Below are 21,522 nucleotides of genomic sequence, written 5' to 3' on the forward strand. Positions count from 1 at the left end.
TATAGGAGAAAGCGTGGCAAAGATAGCCTTTATTGGCGCTGGCAGTTTAGGGTTCACCCGGGGGTTGGTGCGAGATATTCTGACCTTTCCCCTGATGGCCGATGCCACATTGCACTTAATGGACGTTGACAAGGAGCGTCTGGAATTTGCTAAGGATGCGGTCCAGCGCATTGTGGATTTAGGCAAATATCCGGCAAAAGTTAAGGCAACCCTGGACCGCAAAGAGGCAGTTAAGGGAGCAAATGCGGTGTTGTGTACCATCCTATCCGGAGGTGTTCGTGTTTTCCGGCACGACATAGAAATCCCCAAAAAGTACGGTGTGGATATCAATATCGGCGATACCCGGGGAGTTTCGGGTATCTTTAGAGCGCTGAGGACCATTCCGGTGATGGTTGGTATCTGCCGGGATATGGAGAAATATTGTCCGGATGCGATTCTGCTTAATTATACCAATCCCATGGCGATGCTTTGCCGGGCGATGCAAAGAACTTCCAGTATTAAGGTTACCGGTCTGTGCCACAGTGTCCAGGGAACCGCGGAGATGCTGGCGGACTGGATCGGTGCTTCTATGGACCGGATTACCTACCTGTGTGCCGGTATCAACCACCAGTCCTGGTTTATAGAATACAAGAAGGACGGAAAGGATGCCAGACCTTTGATTCGGAAGGCGATACGGAAAAAGGAGATTTATAATGCCGAGCTTGTCCGTAACGAGATGTTTCTCCATTTAGACTATTACGTTACCGAATCCAGCGGTCACAACTCGGAATATAACTGGTGGTTCCGGAAGAGGCCGGATTTGATTGAGAAGTACTGTACGCACGGAACTAACTGGAATCCCGGTGTCTACGCCTACATTCTGCAAGAATACTTAGGAAGGGAAGATACCTGGAAGAAAGAGACAAAGGAGTGGTTAGCAAAGAAAGAACCGATTCCTTTAGAAAGGGGCAAGGAGTATGCCGCCAGCATTATTAACGCCTACTTAGGCGGGGAGATGTACGAATTTAACGGTAACGTGCCGAACAACGGAATCGTTACCAACCTTCCGTACGGTGCCTGCGTTGAGGTGCCGGTGGTTGCCAACAGGCGGGGATTCAATTCCGTTCATGTGGGTGCGCTTCCGCCTCAGTGTGCGGCGCTCAATAACGTCAGTATTGCGGTGGAGGAAATGGCGGTGGAGGCAGCCCTGACCGGTAATAGCCGGTTAGCCTTTCAGGCTATCGCCTATGACCCGCTTACCGCAGCGGTATTGTCGTTAGCGGAGATTAAGAAAATGGTGGCGGAGATGTTGGCTATCAACAGGCCGTACATACCCCAGTTCAAAAGCATAAAAATTTAAGAAAAACCTCTGATAAGTAATATAATTTTATGAGATATGTCACTGCTCAACAAATGAGAGAGATTGACCGTTACACTATTGAAAAGGAGGGCGTTTCGGCATCTGTGTTGATGGAAAACGCTGGCCGAGCCGTGGCAGAAGAGGCAATGAAGATAATAAGAACCGGAACGGTGGCTATTTTTGCCGGGTACGGTAACAATGGTGGAGATGGCCTGGTAACTGCAAGATATATTAAAAGACGAGGTTATAACATTAGGGTATTTTTAGTGGGTAAGAATCGTGTCTTCAGCCCGGAAACAGAAGAACATCACCGGAAGATTTCGAGATTAGGTGTGGTATCTCAAAAGATTGCGACCATTAATGAAATAGAGAAGAACCTTAATAAATTTGCCCCAGATCTTATTGTTGACGCCATATTCGGGATAGGTATTCGGCGGTATCTGGATGAATTTTATGTAAAACTGATTGGCCGAATTAATGCTTTCAGCGTACCGGTGGTAGCAGTGGACATACCAAGTGGTCTTGATGCCGATACCGGAGAACCCTGCGCTGGTGAAGCCGTCAAAGCAAATGTAACCGTTACCTTTGGCTATCCCAAGATTGGTTTTAAGAATCCCGAGGCAAAGTATTACACCGGAAAGGTCGTTGTAGCAGATATTGGACTCATTCTTCCTTCGTCCTTTATGGTACAATAAGAGGCGGAGACTCCAAAATGATACAGGTAAAAAAACGTGGAGTTTTACTTTAAATTTATGTTAAAAAGATTTTTCTATATTTTTTTAGTAAGCCTTTCCTTTAGCACATATTGTTTTTGTGCAAACGAGGAGGAAAACAATTTTATTGTTCTTGAAAAGCTTGTAAATGATGGATTGTATGAAAGTGCTGTCAATCAAATAAATACCTTCATTAGTAAATATCCCAGTAGTAAACGCATCAAAGAGGTAAATATTCTTCTTGCTCGGTCTTATCTAAATCTTGGCAGAACAAAAGAAGCAATTGCCATCCTTGATACATTTCTTGTATCAAAAAAATACAATGAATTCAGTGAACAGGCATTATATCTAATTGCAGAGGTTTACTATAAAGATAAAAACTATAAAACTGCAATGCAGTATTATGAGAGGTTAAAAAAGGAGTTTCCCAATTTTCTTTTGTCTGTATATGCAGAAATAGCATCTGCATGGTATCTTGTTGAACTTGAAAATTATAATGAAGCATTAAAAAGGTTGGAAAAGGTGCTTGAAAACAATCCATCAGGCCATATTGCAGAAGATGTAACATTTAAAATTGCGCAAGTTTTTTATCTATCCGGTAAAAAAGAGCAGGCCACGCTATGGTTTAAAAAGTATATTGAACAATTCCCTGTGGGTGCAAATTTTTCTAATTCTTACTACTGGCTTGCCGAAATATCATACAGTAAAGGAGATTATAGTAAAGCAATTGAAAATTATCAAGTGTCTGCTATGGATAAAAAAGGTGTTTATGCATCTGCCTCTCTTTATGGTTTAGGATGGGCATACTGGAAGTTAAATAATCTTGAAAAAAGTATTTTCTATTTTCAGAAAGCATATATAGAACACCCTGATGTGCCTTTTGCCGATTCGGTCTTATACAAGATGGGGAGAATATTTTTTCTTATAGGAAAACAGGATGCTGCAATTGAAAAACTTCAGGAACTTTATACAAAATTCCCATCATCTGAACTGGCTGATGATGCAGTCTTTGATATTGCAGATAACCTTTCAAGAAAAGGTATGCACACCGATGCAATTGCATATTATAAATTAGGGATTGAAAAATATCCATACAGCCCCAGAACCGATGAGGCAGAATATAACCTCTACTGGACACTGTATTTGGCTGGTTTAGAAAAGGAAGCTCTTAACGGGTTTGTTTCTATCATTAAAAATTCAAAAGATGTGATGCTAAAAGCATCTTCTTTGTGTAGGATTGGTGATATAAGACTTGCAAAAAAGGAATATGAACTTGCCATGGAAGCATATGATAGTGTATTAAAACAGTATCCAACCTCTATTCAGGCAGATTATGCACAGTACCAGATAGGCATTGTTCTTTATCAACAGAGAAAGTATGAGGCTTCAATTATGGCGTTTCAGAGTGTGTATGTGAATTTTCCTAAAAGTATTTATAGACAGTCAGCATTATACAAAATAGGTGTAGCGTATTTTAAAAGTGGCAATTACAGGGCTTCTGTTGAAACATTCTCCAGACTTTTAAAAGATTATCCTGATACACTTTTTAAGCAGGATGCACTGTTCCAAACAGGTATTGCAATGTATAATGACGGCAGATATGAAGATGCTCTGGTGGTGTTTAAAGATATTGTAAAAAATTATTCATCTGAAGAAATAGGCTGGAAATCTAAGTATCAGATCGCATGGATATATCTGCAGACAGGGAAAGAGGATATCGCAGTAAAGGAATTTGAACAGTTTATAATAGAATATCCAAGATCCCAGATAGTTCCAGATATACTTTACTGGCTTGCAGAATATTTTTATGAAAAAAACGATACAAGATCTGCAATAAGATACTTAAAAACAATAATACAGGATTATCAGAGTTCAAATTTAAAGTATGATGCATATTATCTACTGGGTCTTATATCCTACAATAGAGATCAGATAAGACCATCTGTATCCTTCCTTGAGAAGGTTGTGTCTGATAACCCAAAAAGCCCTGCTGGTTCAAGGTCTTTGCTTCTTCTTTCAAGGATACTTGTAGAGAAAGACAACGATGAGGAGGCAATAAAAATACTTTCTGGACATCTCAAAAAATATCCCGAAGCCTATATGTCATCAATATTGTGGCAGAGATTGGGGGATGTTTATAATGCTCAAAAGTCTTATACACAGGCAATTGCTTCTTACAGGAAGGCGCAGGAAAATGCTGAAGAAGCCTTTTTGCCGCAGATACATTTTTCAATAGGCACCTGTTATGAAGAGATGGGAAAGGTTGCGGAAGCAGTTACTGAATATTTAAGGATTCCTTACCTTTTTCCTGAAAATTTGTCCTGGAAGATAAAGGCATATTTGCGCGTTGCAAAGATATTAGAATACGAACAAAAAACTGATGATGCCCTTAAATTATATAAAAATGTTGTAAATGAAAATGTGCCGGAATCAAAATTTGCGCAAGAAAGAATAGAAAAAATTAAAAGTATTAAAAAATGATAAATTTAAAAAACATGCTTTTTATTATTAATATTCAAAATGACTTTTGTCAAGGCGGAAAAGCCTAGCGATCCCTGATGGGAACAGGGTTGTTCCGAGTTGTAAGTCTTGAGGACACAGATTTTTGAAAAATGGCACCGATTTTAAGGTCTGATGAGTTTTTCTTGCGGACCCCCTGTAATAAAAAATGGTACTGTGGGAGGATATAGATTCATATTCGGCGTTTTTTAAAAATGATAAAAAAATAAAAATAGATACATAAACTTTTAGAGATGAACCTATGAGGATAGCGGTTTATCCGATAGTTGTTATTGCTATATCATTTTGTTTGGGAATTCTTTTAGGTTCATTCGCCTTCTTTAACTCTGCCCTGTATTTCGTCATTGCCCTTACACTTCTGGTTTTACTTTTCTTTCTATTAAACCTTTCTTTGCCTTTCACAATAGTTTTGATTTTTGCAAGTCTTTTTACAGGGGCATCTTCATATTCATTATGGAATGAAGAGATTAACAAACAGGTTGAATTTTTAAATAATTTTCAACATTCAACAGTCTCTGTAAGAGGCATTGTTGTAAGCAGGCCGGTTGTATCATACACACCTACTGGAAGAACAAGATTTAGATATGTATTGAGGGTTCAACAGATTGAAAACCATACTGCAAACTGCAATATAATTGTCATTGCATATGGAGATAAGAATACGGTCTGTTATGGAGATGAGATTCTTATAAAAGGAAGATTAGAAAAAAACACACGAAGATCTGATCGTATAAAATTTAACGCAGCATCAATATTCAAAGTAAGAGCAAGAAATGCAACCCATATTATAAATAAAGACAGGGGAAATAAGTTTGTGGCATTAACTCTTAGGCTTAAAAACAGGGCAGAATCTATTATAAAAGATATTATTCCGGATCCTGTGTTTGGAAACCTTCAATCCCACACCTCATCCGCTCTTGTTTCTGCTCTTTTATTGGGAGACAGAATAAATATTCCTTCTTCTGTAGAGCTCGGATTTTTCAGAACAGGTACCATACATATACTTTCGGTAAGCGGTCTTCATGTTGGTATAATTATATTTATACTTCTTTATTTTCTCTATATGGCAAGATGTCCAAAAAAAATTATCTGGATTGTTCTTATGGTTTTTCTGGTAGCATATTCAATACTTACAGGTTTAAAGCCGCCTGTTATTCGTGCCAGTATCATGGGGGTTATATTTCTGATAGGACTTTCAATGGAGAGAGAAACATCTGTCTGGGTATCACTATGTACTGCACTTCTTATTATATTATATTTTTCTCCGTCACAGCTGTTTAACATTAGTTTTCAACTTTCATTTTTGTCTCTTGCGGGTGTTTTTATAGGAGCACATATTTTTAAGAAAGTATGGCGGTTTGATATAAAAAGTGTTTTTCAAAAAATTACATCTTATGTTACACAGTCTTTTTTTATATCTTCATTTGCCTGCCTTGCAACATTGCCCGTGATATCTATGTATTTTGGCATAATAACCCCTGTCGGTCTTATTGCAAACATTATCATAATCCCTCTGGCAAGTCTGTTTCTTGCAACAAGTATTGCCGCACTTTTTTTCAGCATATTTTCTAATTTTTTAGCAGGTGTATTAGGAGAAACAACTTCTATTCTTGCATTATTTATGTGTAAAATTGCAGAATTTCTTTCACATATTCCATTTGGTTACCTTATGTTTGATTTTCCGGCTTGGGCAATAGTTATCTATTATCTGATATTTTTTCTTGTTGTATTTGTTGGTTATGTCAAAATGTGTAAAAAGTAGAAAGAATACTTAAAATGAAAATATGTATAATTGGTCTACCAGGTGCAGGTAAAAAGACATTGTTTCAGGCCCTTACAGAGTGTGAAATCAAGGATAAGGATATTTCAGCACCCCTGTTAAAAGGGACTGTAAGGGTTAATGACCCCAGGTTTGATGTGCTATTGGGCATATTAAATCCCAAAACAAGTGTCCGACCTGCCATAAAAATAGAACTCTTTCAAAACACAGAGGAAAGATTTTCATCCAATCCACAGACTATCAATGACATTGTCAAAAGCGACCTTATATGCTGTGTTATACGAACATTTAAAGACGACTCTGTTTGTCATATAAAAGGTTCAATAGACCCCGGAAGAGACATAGAAATTATAAGATCAGAGTTTTTTTTAAGTGACCTTTTATTTATTGAAAAAAGACTTGAAAGAATTGATAAGGATTTAAAAAAGATAAAAGACCAGACAGTTCAGCAAGAGAGAGCATTTCTTAATAAAATCAAGGGCCATCTTGAAAAATCCTTACTGCTTATAGACTGTAATTTTAATTCTCAGGAAAAAAAGATAATAGCCGGCTATCCGTTTCTTACTTTAAAGAAAATCATTTTTATCTTAAATGTATCTGAACCGGATATAAAAAATACAAAGATTTTAGAAGCGATAAAGGGAACTTATATAGATTTTACAGGAATACAGATTTGCGCAAAAGTGGAATCCGAGATTGCATTTCTTGAAGAGAAAGATAGGAAACAGTTTTTTGATGTTCTTGGCATACAAGAACCTGCCCTGCATCTTCTTACCCGCTTGTGCATGAAAGAATTGAATCTTATATCTTTTTTCACAATTAGAGAAGGTAAGGCAACGCAATGGCTGCTCCAAAAAGGCTCAACTGCTGTTGATGCCGCATCTTTAATACATACAAGTATGGGCAAAGGTTTTATAAGAGCAGAGGTTATAAAATATGATGATATTATAAGGCTTGGGACTGAACAAAAAGTCAAACAAGAAGGGAAGATGGACAGGGAAGGCAGGGAATACATTTTGGAAGACGGCGACATCCTGAACATCCATTTTAATGTATAAAGCCTAATAAACAGTGTAGATAAAGTGTCGAGGGTTCGAGGTGTTGAGGGTTCCCTGCCTGCGGTAGGCAAGGATTTTTGAATTTTCTTTAGAGAGGAGGGTAAAAAATTGTGGGTAAGGTAGGTATTGAGCCGAATCTGCCTTTAAGTTCGGTATGATGGCAAATAAAGGCTGGGGTGCATACATCCATAAAAACGGGATATTTATTAAAACATTTAAACATAAAGCAGATGCCCGGTATCCTGATTATGGATGCTCCTTGGAAATCTATACAAACTCAAAGATGTTGGAACTTGAAACATTAGGTCCGCTTTTTAATTTAAAGCCCAACCAAACCATACAGCATACAGAAAATTGGTTTTTACTCCCCCTTAAATATTCTAATAAAATTATCTCTAACACTTTCTTTGACGATAGATTTTTAAAATAAAAGTTGACAACTTATAGAAAGTGTGTAGACTAATAATACTGATGCGGGGTGGAGCAGTCAGGAAGCTCGTTGGGCTCATAACCCAAAGGTCGGCGGTTCAAATCCGTCCCCCGCTACCATAAAAAGAGTAACCTTGCTCATCATATCCCCTGTATTTATTCACGCCTATGATATATTCAATAGTCTGATGTTGTTAGATTGAAAAAATTTTAATATCTACCCTGTTTAGAAATTTTTTATTTTTAACAGGGTTGACAAATTAAAAAATGATATAATAATTTCATTGTAACAGAAGAGCAATAATGGTTGCATCCGGGGCTTATTAGGTCTTAGTTATGAAAATTTATTTTCGTCTTTTAAAATTTTTAAGACCACACCTTTTAATTTTTTCTTTCAGTATAATTTTTATGTTTATATCAAGCCTGCTTGGAGGTGTGTCTTTGGGGATGATTATTCCCCTTTTTGATAAACTTCTTTATAACAGAGAAATAATAATTGGAAGGACTGTTCCACCTTATCTTCAAAACATTATAGACTGGATAAATACCTTGCATCCTATGCAGATATTGAATTTTCTTATTCCTGTTATTATATCGCTTTTTCTTTTTAAATATGCTACAACATTTTTATCCTCATATCTTACCTTTGGAACAAGCCAGAGGGTTGTCCAGGATATAAGGAACAGTTTATACGAGAAACTTCTCTGTTTTTCACTGGATTATTATGACAGAGCAAAAACAGGGACGATTGTTTCAAGGGTTACATATGATGTTTCAATAATACAGGATTTTATTTGCAGGGGAACTATGGATTTTATATATCAGAGTTTGCAACTTCTGGTATTTATAAGTATTGCATTTTTTATATCCCCCGAATATTCAATGTTTATAATAATTCTTATTCCATTTATTATTATTCCCGTTCTGAAAGTGGGTAAAAAATTAAGAAAGATTGGATTTATAGTCCAGGAGAAGATGGCGGATGTAAACTCTGTTCTTTTTGAGACAGTATCAGGAATAAGACTTGTCCAAGCATTTTCTATGGAAAAGATTGAGGCAGATAGGTTTAAAAAATACAACTATGGATTTTATAAAAATATTATGCGTGCTTTTAAAAGAACACAAATTATAGGGCCTGCAACCGAATTTATTGCTGTGGTCGGAACAGCCCTGTTTTTATGGTTTGGTGTTCGAGCAGTGATTAATCAAAATATCTCTGCTGGTGTGTTTATACTTTTTATAGGGTCTATCCTTTCAATGGTGAAACCTGCCAAAAGGCTAACCGAGATATATGGTATTGCGCAAGTATCTGTTGCTGCTGCAAACAGGATATTTGAGGTTTTTGACCAGGTCCCAACCGTTAAAGAAAAAAATGTGACGATTGATTTAAAAAATATCTCAAAAAGTATAAAATTTGAAAATGTCCAATTTGCTTATGCCGACGGTGAATTAATTCTCAATGGTATAAACATTGATGTAGCAGTAGGTGAAACAGTTGCAATAGTAGGGCAAAGTGGTGTAGGTAAAACAACATTTGTCCATCTTATCCCGCGTTTTTATGATATTACAGGAGGAAGCATCAAGATAGATGATACTGATATAAGAGATTTTAAGATATCGGATTTAAGGTCAAAGATTGCAGTTGTAACACAGGAAACAATACTTTTTAATGATACGGTTTCGGTAAATATAGCTTTCGGAAAATCCGCCAGGATAGGCAGAGGCGTTGCAGGCGGGCAGGGCGCATCTATGGACGAGATTATAGATGCAGCAAAAAAAGCAAATGCACACTCCTTTATTTTAAGTCTTCCAAAAGGCTATGATACATTTGTCGGGGATAGGGGATATACCCTATCAGGTGGAGAAAGACAGAGGATTGCAATAGCAAGAGCAATACTTAAAAATGCGCCTATACTTATATTGGATGAGGCAACATCTCAACTTGATAGCTACCTTGAAAAACTTGTTCAGAATGCAATTCAAAATCTTATGCAGGGTAAAACTGTTTTTATTATTGCACATCGTCTTTCTACCGTTCAGAATGCGGATAAAATAGTTATTCTTGAAAACGGAAATATTTCAGCAGTGGGAAGGCACGACCAGCTGATGGAATCTTCTGATTTATACAAAAGATTATACGAACTGCAATTTAAGTAAATGCACATTGCATTTTTCTTGACATATTATGTAAAAGTAATACAATGTAAACATGATAAAATATGAAGATGAAGTTTTGAGAAATTTTAAAAAAGGTAAAATTTCCAAAGATGTATTTCAACTGTTTAACGATGCTTTTATTGCGTTAGAGATAACCGGCAATATGAATTTGTTTGATGTAAAAAGATTAAGATCAAATCAAAACAGAATTTACTACAGACTAAGAAAAAAATAAATACAGGGCTATATTCTATACGGAAAAAAATGATTACTATGTAATAAGCATCGCAAAAAGAGAGGAGGTTTATAGAAAATGGGAATAATATCTGTTAGGTTTAATGAACGGGAGGAAAAAATTTTGAAACGATTGGGGAGGTATTATGCTCAGGACTGTTCAAAGATTTTAAAAAAATCATTACTGGGAATGTACGAAGATTTAAAAGACAGGACAGCGATTAAAACATTTGAAACAAAGGAAAAGGACAGGAAAGTAAGGTTTTATACAGCAGAAGAAATTTTAAAAACAGCATAAGGAAGAGGAATAATATGCCACCAATGAGCGGATGAAAATAAAGTTTCAATGACAATATCAGAAAAAATACTTGCAAAACACAGCGGGAAAAAATATGTTAAACCGGGAGAACTGATACTTGCGAGGGTTGATTTCTGTTTAGGCAATGATGTAACGGCACCTGTTGCAATAAATGAGTTTTATCATATAGGTTCAAAAAAGGTTTTTAACACAAATAAAATTGCTCTTGTCCCGGACCATTTCACACCCAATAAAGATATAAAAAGTGCTACGCAGACAAAGATTATAAGAGAGTTTGCTAAAACACAAAAGATTAGATATTACTTTGAGGTGGGCAGAATGGGTGTTGAACATGCACTTCTTCCAGAACTTGCACTTGTTGGACCCGGTATGCTTGTTGTAGGAGCAGACTCACATACCTGCACATATGGTGCGATGGGATGTTTTTCAACAGGTGTTGGCTCAACAGATCTTGCCTGTGCAATGATATTAGGAAAGGTGTGGCTAAAAGTCCCACAGCAAATAAAATTTATTTGTAAAGGAAGATTCAAAAAATGGGTTGGTGGGAAAGACCTGATATTAAGTATAATCGGTGACATAGGAGTAGATGGTGCATTAGACCGTTCTATGGAGTTTGAAGGCAGCGCAATAGAAATCCTTCCGATAGAAGAAAGGCTTGCAATGTGTAACATGGCAGTTGAGGCGGGTGCACAAAATGGGATTATAGCACCCGATGGCCTTACACAGAAATATTTAGAACAGGGACTAAAAAGAGCAAAACAGGATGGTTTTCCCGGCGATACTATGCGATATTTTAATTTTGATTTGAAAAGTGATGAGAATGCCATATATGAAAAAGTTCATCAGTACAATGTAGACAACCTTTTACCCCTTGTTGCACTTCCTCATTTACCAAGTAATGTAAAACCTGCAAGAGAAATTAAAAATATGAAGATAGATCAGGTTATAATAGGTTCGTGCACAAACGGAAGAATTACAGATTTAAGAATAGCAGCAAAGATACTGAAAGGGAAAAAGGTTCATAAAAATGTTCGTCTTATTGTAATTCCTGCAACACAATGGACATACAGACAGGCAAACAGAGAAGAACTTCTTGATATATTTGTAGACGCCGGCGGGGCTGTTTCAACTCCTACCTGTGGTCCTTGTTTAGGCGGACATATGGGAATACTTGCAGAAGGTGAAAGGGCAGTTGCAACAACAAACAGGAATTTTGTAGGAAGGATGGGGCATCCCAAAAGCGAGGTAATACTTTCAGGTCCTGCAGTTGCTATCTCAAGTGCAATACTTGGAAGGGTTGCGGACCCTGAGGAAATAAAGAGATAGTCTTAGAGGAAGGGAATTGAAAAAATATAATGTTGCTGTTATAGGGGTTGGGGCTGTTGGCATAGAAACGATAAGGGTTTTAAGACAGAGGAATTTCCCGACAGAAAAACTTGTTGTAATGGCAAGAAGACAGAGAACAATAGAGGTTGACGGACACAAATATGATGTTATAGAAACCACACCAGATGCTTTTAAGGGGATGGAGATAGTATTTTTTGCAGGAACAGAAGGTGAAAAAGGCGCAGCAGTAATATTTGCAAAGCCCGCCATCCAGTGTGGGGCAGTTGTTATAGACAACGGTGCTGATTTCAGGATGGAAGATAGTGTTCCTCTTATTATTCCTGAGGTCAACCCGGAAGATATAAAAACTCATAAGGGAATAATTGCAAATCCAAACTGTTCTACCATACAGATGGTTGTTGCAATAAATCCAATACATAGGGCCGCAGGAGTAAAAAGGATTGTTGTAACCACATTTCAATCAGCATCAGGAGCAGGCAGGAAGGCAATAGAGGATTTAAAAAAACAATCTGAAGAACTTCTTTTGAAAAACAAGATTTTATCTGATGGAGGGTCATTTGCTCATCCGCTTGCATTTAATGTTATCCCTCAGATAGGCAGTTTTACCAAGCTTGATTATACGACAGAAGAATGGAAGATTGTAAAAGAAACAAGAAAGATTATGCATGAGCCCAATATGTTTATAAATGCAACAGCCATAAGGGTTCCAGTATTTAATGCTCATTCTGAATCAGTCTATTTTGAAACGAAAGACAATATAACCCTTGAACAGATAAGAAAGATTTTATCAAAATCAGAAGGGATTGTTCTTCTTGATGAGCCTTCCACAGGCACATATCCTATGCCTGTAAATGTAACAGGCAAAGACCCTGTTTATGTCGGAAGGATGAGGAAAGACCCTGATGTAAAGAATGCGTTTGTAATGTGGGTTGTTGCAGACAACTTAAGAAAAGGAGCGGCAACAAACGCAATCCAGATAGCAGAAAAATTATAGAAAGGGAAATATCACATAGAAAATTTAAAAACCAGACGACCCACTATTGTGGATGCCCCGAAATCAAATTCCAAGAACCAAGATACAAATGATGTTTGCCATTTGATATTTGTCATTTGACATTTCTTTATTTTATAGAGGGGATATATGGAATTTTTTGTCAGGTTGTTTTTTTTATTTTTAAGTGCTATACTTGTAAATAATTTTGTTCTTTCCCGTTTCTTGGGGCTTTGTTCTTTTATCGGTGTATCAAGAAAGACAGAAGTTGCACTTGGGATGGGCGCTGCTGTTATATTTGTTATAACAATAGCATCCATTATTACCTGGCCTGTATATAACTTTGTTCTTGTCCCCGCGCACCTTGAGTTTCTGAATATTTTAACGTTTATACTTGTTATAGCCTCCTTCGTTCAGCTTGTGGAGATGTTTATTAAGAAGTTTTACCCGCCCCTGTACAAGTCGCTCGGAATATATCTTCCGCTTATCACTGTTAACTGTATTGTGCTTTTTGTTGCATTGTTGAATGTTCAACAGGAACTTACATTTGTAGAAAGTGTGTTTCAGAGTATTGGTGCGGGTGTCGGTTATGCACTGGCAATTGTTCTTCTTACAACAATAAGAGAGAGGTTGGAACTTGTAGATATTCCTGAGTCTTTAAAAGGAGCGCCGATTGCCTTTATTATTGCAGGACTGATGGCGCTTGCATTTCAGGGATTTCAGGGTTTGATTCCAATTACAAGATAAAAATTCGCTTACGCTTTAGACGCACTATCTTCTACCTGTCTACCCCTTAGACAAGTTAAGGGCAGATAAAATACAGGGGGTTAAAAATGTTAAGGATATTTAGAAAATATTTTATAACAGGGCTTGTAGTTATACTTCCAGTTATTATCACATTCTGGATTATACGAATCGTTTTTCTTTTTTTTGACGGGATTTTGGGTAAATATATAAGGATTTTATTTGAAAAAAGACATTACGAAGCTTATATTCCTGGCACAGGGCTTCTTCTTTCAATTCTAATAGTTTTTTTAATTGGTTTTGTGGTTCACAAAATACTTGGTAAAAAATTTGTATCCTGGGTTGAAAGATGGTTTTCAAATCTTCCAGGCGTCAAACACATATATTCACCCACAAAACAGGTAGTAGATTTTCTTTTCGTAAAACATAGGGCAAGTCTCAAAAAAGTGGTGCTTGTTGAGTATCCGAGAAAAGGGATTTATTCAATAGGCTTTCTTTCCTGTGATCATGCCCCAACATCTTCAAAAGTGGTAGGTGAGGATATTGTGGGGATTCTTGTCCCCAGCACTCCAAACCCACTGACTGCATATTTTATGTTTGTCCCAAGAAGCACCCTTATATTCCCTGAAATGAGTGTAGAAGAGGCTCTAAATTTTATTATCTCAGGTGGCATTGCTTCAAACAGTAAATCTTCAGAAGAACCTGTTGCATAACTTGCCCATTCAAAAAGGTGCTTAAAGTTAAGAACCGAAGATGCGAAACCTCACGGGATTGCGCAAGGGACTTTAAAGGTAAATATTAAAAATGAAATGGATTATACAAGAACTTTCAAAAGATAGAGAACTTTTTTCCAGAAACTTACAAATATCTCCTCTGCTTGCACAAATCCTTCTTAATAGAAATATTAAAAGTCTGAAATCTGCTGAAGAATTCTTATCCTGTAGATACTCGTCTTTTCATGCCCATGAAAAATTACTCGGTATAGAAAAAGCAAAAGAAAGAATAAGAACCGCTATTGCAAAAAAAGAAAAAATTATTGTCTACGGTGATTATGATGCAGATGGGATTACCGCAACCGCTCTTATTGTAAAATTTTTAAAAAGATTTAAAGTAAATGCAGGCTGGTATATACCTGACAGGATAGAAGAAGGATATGGGATATCAAGACAGTTTTTGAATAATATACTATCTTGCCAGGTAGAACAGGCAAAAGATATTTCACTTATTATAACCGTTGACTGTGGAATATCTGCAAAAGATGAGATAGGATTTTTACAATCAAAGGGAATAGATGTTATTGTAACCGATCATCATTGTATCCCTAAAGATGGTATCCCTTCGGCATTTGCCTGTATAAACCCACATCAGTTGGATTGCTCTTATCCTGATGACAATCTTGCAGGTGTCGGGATTGCGTTTAAACTAATACAATCTTTGCAGGATAACAGAGTTCTTGAGGAATTTTTTGATATTGTATGCATAGGAACAGTTGCCGATGTTGTTCCGCTTATTGGTGAGAATAGAATATTTGTAAAACACGGTTTAAGAAAACTTCAATATACAAATGACTATGGAATATCTGCTCTTATTAACACAAGCGGTCTTACAGGCAGGACATTACGCTCTGAGCATATTGCATTTATATTGGGACCGAGAATAAATGCGGTAGGAAGATTGGGCGATCCAAACAAGGCAATGCAACTTTTGCTCTCGGAAGATAGGAAGACTGCTTTTGAGATTGCAAGGATATTAGAAGATGCAAACAGGGAAAGAAAAAGACAGGAGGACCGTATTCTACGGGAGGTGCAGGGAAGAATTGAACAAGAAATAGATTTGAGAAATACATATGCATTAGTTATAGAGGGCAGCGGATGGTCAACAGGAATAATTGGTATTGTTGCATCAAGGATTGTGGATATTTATTCAAGGCCCTGTGTAATTGTATGCAGTGATGAGAAAGAAATATGGAAAGGTTCTGGAAGGTCAATTGAAAAGTTTAATCTTATAGAAGGCTTGAACCAGTGTTCAGATGTTCTTGAGAAATATGGCGGACACACCTTCGCTGCTGGCATTGCCATAAAGAAGGATAACCTTGCAAGATTTAAATCAAAATTAAACACAGCAGCATCTGATATCTTAAAACTGGAAGATTTAAGAGAAAATATAAATGTTGATGCGTCCATTGAACTAAAAGATATTACACCCGACTTTTTAGAAGAAATGGAAAAGATTGAACCTTTCGGACAGGGCAATCCTAAACCGATATTTGTTGCAAGGAACCTGAAAGTAAAAGCATCCTCTCTTACAAAGGATGGAAAAACTATTGTCTGGCTTACAGATGGAAATGTGGTATATCAGGGAACGATAAAAAAAAGACTACAAAATATAAAACATTATGTTTCAACACCTGTAAGTGTGGACATTGCTTTTGGTGCATCTTTAACATATATTGAAAATATGGCTTCCGTAAAAATTGATATAATAGACCTTAAAATATCCTCTGTGTTTTAGAGCCCGTGAGCACAATCCCCATAGAACAGGTGACTGGTGAGAAGGTGACAGATAATAAACAACAGGTAACTGGCGACAGGCGACAGGCATAAGAGGTAGGAGGTAGGGGAAAACACCCTCCTCACCCAGAGGGTGCCAGAAAGGATGGGTGGGCGGGTTATATTCTGAATTTATTTGGGGTTTGCACCTTCGGGTACCCTCTGGGTGGGGCGGCTATACAACAGACTTTTTAATCTCTTGTTTTTGTCTTGGTATTGGTTTTTCTACTTTTCCTGCCTTCAGACATTTTGAGCAAACATACTTCCATTTTATTGAAGAGCCTTCACGAACCCTTATTTTCCTTACATTTGGTAAAAAAACCCTTTTTGTTACTCTTACAATTCTCCTACCCACCCCACCTTTTTTCTTTGCCATACCCTTTCTTACTATATTTCTTCCTGCCATCGGCCCTTTGCCACAAATACTGCATATCCTTGACATATTTTTCTCCTATTTTTAATACATTAGTTATAAAAAATTTTAAAATACGGTTTTTCCTTGTTGCATATTTTTTAATATTCTATCTTAAAAATATTTTATAAGCAAGAAAAATTGTTTTTTAATTGCTAAGATATATAATACAGTGGATAGTATCCCTGGATTTTCTTAAAAGCAGGAAATATTAAAAGTGCAAGCACAACAATAAGCGCTAATAATTTCAATAAGTGTAAATCCATTTTTGATTTTCATATTGCCTCCTTGCTTAAAATACACTATAATTTAGATAAATACAGATTATCGTAAGGTCTGTGTGATGAGTTTTTCTCATAAGACCCTATTTAGAGCCTGTGAGCATAACTGCTTTACCCAAATGGCGCCCTAAGTAGAAACCAAAGGTGTGCAACCTCATGGGATTATCTTCAGGCTTTTTTTAACAACCCCCGAAAAGTGTGTCACAAGGTATTAAAAATATGCCACTGAATTTATTAAAAAAGGCACACATTAGACATAAAAACAAGTTTTTTTTGTGAAAGAACAACTTATTGAAAGGAGGAACAATGGCACCTAAAATTGGCGTTCAATTGTATAGTGTCCGAGAACAATCTGCAAATGACTATGAAGGAACCATCAGGAAAATCGTTGAGATGGGGTACCGTTATGTTGAACCCGCAGGTTATCCGGGATCAACGATTGCGGAAGCCGCAAAGATTTTCCAAAGATATGGACTTCAGGCATTAAGCTGCCACGGCAAATTGCCGATAGGGAAAGACAAAAACCAGGCTATTGAAGAGGCTCAGATAATTGGGGCAAAATATATTATTAGTGGTTGCTGTCCTGAAGACTTTAAAACTGTTGATAAAATCAGGGCGGTGGCCGATATCTGGACAAAAGCCAGTGCCAATGCCACAGAACACGGCATTCAGGTGGGCTACCATAATCACGATTGGGAAATGTTTGATGTTGACGGCCGACCTGGTTATCAGATTTTAATGAACAATACCCCAGAAGAAGTTTTAATGCAGGTTGATACCTACTGGGTATTTGTTGGAGGCAAGAAACCCGTTGATATAATTAAAGAAGTTGGGCCTCGGGGTAAGGTCCTACACATTAAAGACGGCCCGGGGGATAAGACATCAGCAATGCAACCACTCGGAACCGGAAAAATGGATTTCCCGCCTATTCTCGAAGTTGCTGACTACGCCGAACTGTTGATTGTAGAGCTTGACAGTTGCGACATTGATATGATGGAAGCATTGAAACAGAGTTATGATTATCTATTAGGAATAGGTACACCCTGTTAGAAGTAAAAAACCTCTAAATGGGGATAATATGTCTCATATGTGTATAACTTATACATTCTTTACTTGATTTTCACACTCTATCCTGTGTATAATAATATTGTGTATAATTGCAGGGGGCGGTTAGCTCAGCTGGTTAGAGCGTTGCGCTCACATCGCAAAGGTCACTGGTTCAAGTCCGGTACCGCCCACTATTAAAGAGATGGCAGGAAAACTCTAAATGGAGCTAAAACAAATAATTGCGGCCTTATTGCAATTACAAGAATTTGATATTAAAATAGATTCCATGCAAAAAATGGTTTTAGAATTGACAAATAGGTTGCAAAATCAAAAACAGGAGGCTGAAAAAGAAAAACACGTCTGTCTGCAAATTGAACAGGAACTTAGACAGATAACCATCCAATCCAAACAAGAAGAAGGGGAGATGGAAAACAAAAATGAATTAATAAAAAAATATCAGCAGCAATTAAGCCAGGTAAAAACAAATAAAGAATATGCAATATTGCAGCAGCAGATATCAGGGTTTAAAGCGGATTATTCTTTAATAGAAGAAAAGGTATTAAAAATATTTTATGACATTGACAACATCAATAAAAAATTAAAAGAAGAGAAAATAATATTAGACGAAAAAATAAAACACTTTCAGGAACAAGAAGATTTGGCACAAAAAAAGATAAATGCTCTTAAAAATAATATTCTACGAATAGAATCTGAAAAAGAGGAAAAAGGTAAAAGTATTCCACGAGAGATATTTTTAGCATATAAAAAAATTTCAGCAAACATAGGAACAGCCGTTGTTCAGCTTATCGGAAATACCTGCAAGGGATGTTCAATGGATATTCCTGTTCAGACCAGTATTGACATAAAAATAAGCAATAAAATATGTTTTTGTCCAAACTGTTCTCGTATAATATATGCGTAAAAATCAAAAAATTTGATTTCAAATAAGGGGGTTGGTTAAATAGCCGCTCCGACTTGAGAAAGTTGGGGAGGAAAGTCCGGACTCCATAGGGCAGTGTACCCTAAGAAATTAGGGCTGTCTATTCCAACTGATTGAATGCCGGGATAGATAAGGATTAGAGCCACAGAGACTACAACTCATCCCCAATATGGGGAAAGAGGGTGAAAAGAGGCAATCTCTACACGGAGCAAGACCGAATAGGGGATATCAAGGCGAGCCCGCCGTTATTCACGATTGTTTTTAGTCAGGTAGATATTCCGGGTTGGTTGCATGAACCCAGTGGTAACATTGGGACAAGATGAATGGCTATGAGATACAGAATCCGGCTTATAAAACAACCCCTTTTTTAAAAAAATTATGGAAATGCCGAATAGACTGGTTATTGCAATTGTTCAGGATGTTGATACAGACGATCTTTCTTACGCATTTCGTGAGAAGTCCATCCCTGCAACAAAAATATCATCAACAGGAGGATTTCTTTCTGAAGGGAATACTACATTTTTAGTTGCTATCCATGACGAAGAACTAAATAATGTATTAGAAATAATCAGAACCAGTTGTAAACCAAGAACAAAAATTGTCAACACACAATCGTTAGAAGCACCCATTTTCCCACCCATAACAGGCATAGCATATCCTTTGAAAGTTCAAATAGGTGGTGCGACTGTAATTGTTATTCCAATCTTAAAGTTTGAGAATTTGCCTGCCCAACAGACAAGTTGAGGGCAGGTGGGGATTGGATAGATAGAAAGTAAAATAGGCCCTGTTAGAAGCGGGGTTTTTAACGGGGTAAGATTTCAGGTTAACCCGGGATTGTTGGTAGTTGTGCTGGATTAACATAATATATATTATAGGACATTAAACAAAGGGTTAATCTGACGAGATTTAAAATTAAAACAAGGATTAGTTCGTGAATTTGTTTTTTTACAATATAACGATTGGATAGTCTTTTTTTCTGTTGATTGCTAACTGGCAAAGCAGTACCATTCATAGATCTGTTTATATCAACCAATCTTTGCTTCTTTCCATATCCTTGTTCTTTTTTAATATTTTTATTCGCCGATTATTTTAATCAGAACTCTTTTTCGCCTTTTGCCATCAAACTCACCATAAAAGATTTGTTCCCATTGGCCAATGTCAAGATTGCCGTTTGTTACTGCAACCACAACCTCACGTCCCATTATTGTCCTTTTCATGTGCGAGTCTGCATTATCTTCACCGGTTTTATTGTGTCTGTAAAAATTTTTTTCGTAAGGTGCAAGTTTTTCAAGCCAGATTTTAAAGTCTTTATGAAGCCCTTCCTCATCATCGTTGATAAAAACAGCCGCTGTAATGTGCATTGCATTTACAAGGCATAATCCTTCTTTTATATTGCTTTTAACAACAGTTGATGTAACCTCGTCCGTAATGTTAATAAATTCTTGTCTGTTTTTTGTTTGAAACCATATTTCTTGTCTATAAGATTTCATTCCTGCCTGCCATATGTGGAGGTTCGGGTGTCAGTATCAAAATTAAAATCCATTTCTTTATAGTATTTTATACCCTTAATTGAATCTTTTATTTTTGCAATACTTCCCTTCCCTTCTGAAATAATCCCTATACGAGTACTATCAGTGTATTCTAATTTTTTTAAAAATTCAATGATAGAAGTAATATCTTCAACTTTATCTTCTCGGTATTGCGTTGTAACTGTAATAATATCTTCTTTTGCAAACAGAAATGAGTGTTTTATCCAAATCAAGTGCCTGTGGTCTGGTTGATTATCCTGTACAAGAATATATACCGGATATTGTTGATAGGGCTTAATATTGGGTTTTGTTAAAAATACTGGTCTACCTGTAGAGGTAAGAAATATACATTCATACATATCAATTCCATATGAAGTCTTAACAAATTTTCTTACTGTTTTAATTACCTGTTCGTAGTCTTCTTTTTCAAATGCTTCTTTTATTTTGTTTCTATACAAATTTATCTGTGAGAGGGGAAGTTTTTCTTCTTTTTTAACCTGTGAAACAATAAATCTACCTGCGTCTATAACTGTTTTAGTAATTGGATCCGGTGTTTTTATTCTGCCTTTCCCATTTGCAAATAAGCAGGGAGCTAAAAAAAAGACAAATATTATACAATTAAACCAACGCCTTTTTCTCCGATAAAAATATTTTTCTGCATTCAGAAAAAAATTGCTTATAATCTTGTGTTCTAAAATCAGGATATGTCCAGGGTAAATTTTCATATTTGTTTTTATACCAGTATAGTGTAATTTCTGCATAAATATTATAACCTATATATATTCTGTGTGAAGCAAATTTTGTGCTTGCAAGAACAACGGAACCTTCGTTTATATATCCTGGGTCAAGATTAACAATCCTTTTTCTCTGTTTTGATGTCTTTTTTTCTATTTCACCGCAGAGTAATTTAATTTTTGAAAGATTTTCTTCAGTGTGGATGCCTGTTATCAAAAAAATTTTTTTATAAAGAGGATTTTCCATTTCTTCTTTATAATAATCCGTAAAATTAAAATCAAAGGTTTTACTCTCTGTCTGTATCAATCTCCATGGATCAGGGAGTTTTTGAATAGAGGCCTGCATCATATCAGGATTTTTAGAAATTACACCTATAAAATATTTTACAGGTTTCATAA

At 36.5% G+C, this 21,522-nt stretch carries 20 protein-coding genes, 2 tRNA genes, 1 other RNA gene and 1 pseudogene; 20 read left to right on the forward strand and 4 right to left on the reverse strand.

The window, feature by feature from the left end; genetic code table 11:
* Positions 1 to 13: 13 nt before the first annotated feature.
* From B9J78_01110 to B9J78_01180, 15 genes and pseudogenes are all read left to right on the forward strand, one after another.
* The gene (locus B9J78_01110; protein MBA2123537.1) at positions 14 to 1,339 is read left to right on the forward strand and encodes an alpha-glucosidase/alpha-galactosidase; all 1,326 of its coding nucleotides are present in this window, start codon (positions 14 to 16) and stop codon (positions 1,337 to 1,339) included.
* 29 nt (positions 1,340 to 1,368) lie between these two features.
* Entirely contained in the window at positions 1,369 to 2,034 is a 666-nt protein-coding gene (locus B9J78_01115) for an NAD(P)H-hydrate epimerase (protein MBA2123538.1), read from the forward strand.
* A 36-nt stretch (positions 2,035 to 2,070) separates the two neighbouring features.
* The gene (locus B9J78_01120; protein MBA2123539.1) at positions 2,071 to 4,533 is read left to right on the forward strand and encodes a hypothetical protein; all 2,463 of its coding nucleotides are present in this window, start codon (positions 2,071 to 2,073) and stop codon (positions 4,531 to 4,533) included.
* Positions 4,534 to 4,813: 280 nt separating this feature from the next.
* The gene (locus B9J78_01125) at positions 4,814 to 6,334 is read left to right on the forward strand and encodes a hypothetical protein (protein ID MBA2123540.1); all 1,521 of its coding nucleotides are present in this window, start codon (positions 4,814 to 4,816) and stop codon (positions 6,332 to 6,334) included.
* A gap of 14 nt (positions 6,335 to 6,348) precedes the next feature.
* Positions 6,349 to 7,410, forward strand: a complete 1,062-nt coding sequence (locus tag B9J78_01130; GenBank protein MBA2123541.1) for a hypothetical protein — start codon at positions 6,349 to 6,351, stop codon at positions 7,408 to 7,410.
* A gap of 154 nt (positions 7,411 to 7,564) precedes the next feature.
* Positions 7,565 to 7,840 (forward strand): hypothetical protein, encoded by a 276-nt coding sequence (locus B9J78_01135; protein ID MBA2123542.1) that lies wholly within the window; start codon positions 7,565 to 7,567, stop codon positions 7,838 to 7,840.
* 42 nt (positions 7,841 to 7,882) lie between these two features.
* Positions 7,883 to 7,959 (forward strand) — tRNA-Met (locus B9J78_01140).
* A 216-nt stretch (positions 7,960 to 8,175) separates the two neighbouring features.
* Entirely contained in the window at positions 8,176 to 9,996 is a 1,821-nt protein-coding gene (locus B9J78_01145) for a hypothetical protein (protein ID MBA2123543.1), read from the forward strand.
* Positions 9,997 to 10,048: 52 nt separating this feature from the next.
* Positions 10,049 to 10,319 (forward strand): annotated as a pseudogene (locus B9J78_01150) (hypothetical protein).
* On the forward strand, positions 10,310 to 10,528 hold the full coding sequence (locus B9J78_01155; GenBank protein MBA2123544.1) for a hypothetical protein: 219 nt from the start codon (positions 10,310 to 10,312) through the stop codon (positions 10,526 to 10,528). Before B9J78_01150 ends, B9J78_01155 begins: the two are co-directional and overlap by 10 nt.
* 48 nt (positions 10,529 to 10,576) lie before the next feature.
* Complete coding sequence (locus tag B9J78_01160; GenBank protein MBA2123545.1) at positions 10,577 to 11,875, forward strand: 3-isopropylmalate dehydratase large subunit; 1,299 nt, start codon at positions 10,577 to 10,579, stop codon at positions 11,873 to 11,875.
* Between the two features lie 16 nt (positions 11,876 to 11,891).
* Positions 11,892 to 12,890, forward strand: a complete 999-nt coding sequence (locus B9J78_01165; GenBank protein ID MBA2123546.1) for an aspartate-semialdehyde dehydrogenase — start codon at positions 11,892 to 11,894, stop codon at positions 12,888 to 12,890.
* Positions 12,891 to 13,037: 147 nt separating this feature from the next.
* Positions 13,038 to 13,634: an electron transport complex subunit RsxA gene (locus B9J78_01170; GenBank protein MBA2123547.1), complete on the forward strand. Its 597-nt coding sequence runs from the start codon at positions 13,038 to 13,040 to the stop codon at positions 13,632 to 13,634.
* Between the two features lie 86 nt (positions 13,635 to 13,720).
* Entirely contained in the window at positions 13,721 to 14,344 is a 624-nt protein-coding gene (locus B9J78_01175; GenBank protein MBA2123548.1) for a hypothetical protein, read from the forward strand.
* A gap of 91 nt (positions 14,345 to 14,435) precedes the next feature.
* Complete coding sequence (locus B9J78_01180; protein MBA2123549.1) at positions 14,436 to 16,142, forward strand: single-stranded-DNA-specific exonuclease RecJ; 1,707 nt, start codon at positions 14,436 to 14,438, stop codon at positions 16,140 to 16,142.
* A gap of 213 nt (positions 16,143 to 16,355) precedes the next feature.
* Here the strand turns inward: B9J78_01180 and B9J78_01185 are convergent, their stop codons facing one another.
* Positions 16,356 to 16,622 carry a hypothetical protein gene (locus tag B9J78_01185; protein ID MBA2123550.1) on the reverse strand — a complete coding sequence of 89 codons (267 nt, stop codon included), beginning with the start codon at positions 16,620 to 16,622 and terminating at the stop codon, positions 16,356 to 16,358.
* Positions 16,623 to 17,179: 557 nt separating this feature from the next.
* Between B9J78_01185 and B9J78_01190 the strand changes: the two genes are divergently transcribed.
* The 5 genes from B9J78_01190 to B9J78_01210 all read left to right on the forward strand — a co-directional run bounded on the left by B9J78_01190 (position 17,180) and on the right by B9J78_01210 (position 19,604).
* Entirely contained in the window at positions 17,180 to 17,923 is a 744-nt protein-coding gene (locus B9J78_01190) for a hypothetical protein (GenBank protein MBA2123551.1), read from the forward strand.
* A gap of 114 nt (positions 17,924 to 18,037) precedes the next feature.
* Positions 18,038 to 18,114: transfer RNA gene (locus B9J78_01195), tRNA-Val, on the forward strand.
* A 26-nt stretch (positions 18,115 to 18,140) separates the two neighbouring features.
* Positions 18,141 to 18,842, forward strand: a complete 702-nt coding sequence (locus B9J78_01200) for a hypothetical protein (protein MBA2123552.1) — start codon at positions 18,141 to 18,143, stop codon at positions 18,840 to 18,842.
* A 27-nt stretch (positions 18,843 to 18,869) separates the two neighbouring features.
* An RNA gene (rnpB, locus tag B9J78_01205) (RNase P RNA component class A) lies at positions 18,870 to 19,227 on the forward strand.
* A 17-nt stretch (positions 19,228 to 19,244) separates the two neighbouring features.
* Positions 19,245 to 19,604, forward strand: a complete 360-nt coding sequence (locus B9J78_01210; GenBank protein ID MBA2123553.1) for a hypothetical protein — start codon at positions 19,245 to 19,247, stop codon at positions 19,602 to 19,604.
* 329 nt (positions 19,605 to 19,933) lie between these two features.
* Here the strand turns inward: B9J78_01210 and B9J78_01215 are convergent, their stop codons facing one another.
* The 3 genes from B9J78_01215 to B9J78_01225 are packed head-to-tail and all read right to left on the reverse strand — an operon-like array spanning position 19,934 to position 21,520.
* Positions 19,934 to 20,350, reverse strand: coding sequence for a secondary thiamine-phosphate synthase enzyme (locus tag B9J78_01215; protein ID MBA2123554.1), 417 nt, complete (start codon positions 20,348 to 20,350; stop codon positions 19,934 to 19,936).
* Positions 20,347 to 21,114: a hypothetical protein gene (locus B9J78_01220; GenBank protein ID MBA2123555.1), complete on the reverse strand. Its 768-nt coding sequence runs from the start codon at positions 21,112 to 21,114 to the stop codon at positions 20,347 to 20,349. Before B9J78_01220 ends, B9J78_01215 begins: the two co-directional genes overlap by 4 nt.
* Positions 21,008 to 21,520 (reverse strand): hypothetical protein, encoded by a 513-nt coding sequence (locus B9J78_01225; GenBank protein MBA2123556.1) that lies wholly within the window; start codon positions 21,518 to 21,520, stop codon positions 21,008 to 21,010. The genes B9J78_01220 and B9J78_01225 overlap by 107 nt, the downstream gene beginning before the upstream one ends.
* Positions 21,521 to 21,522: the final 2 nt, after the last annotated feature.

The sequence above is a fragment of the bacterium Unc6 genome, from assembly GCA_013626165.1.
Lineage (GTDB): Bacteria > Omnitrophota > Gorgyraeia > Velesiimonadales > Velesiimonadaceae > Velesiimonas > Velesiimonas alkalicola.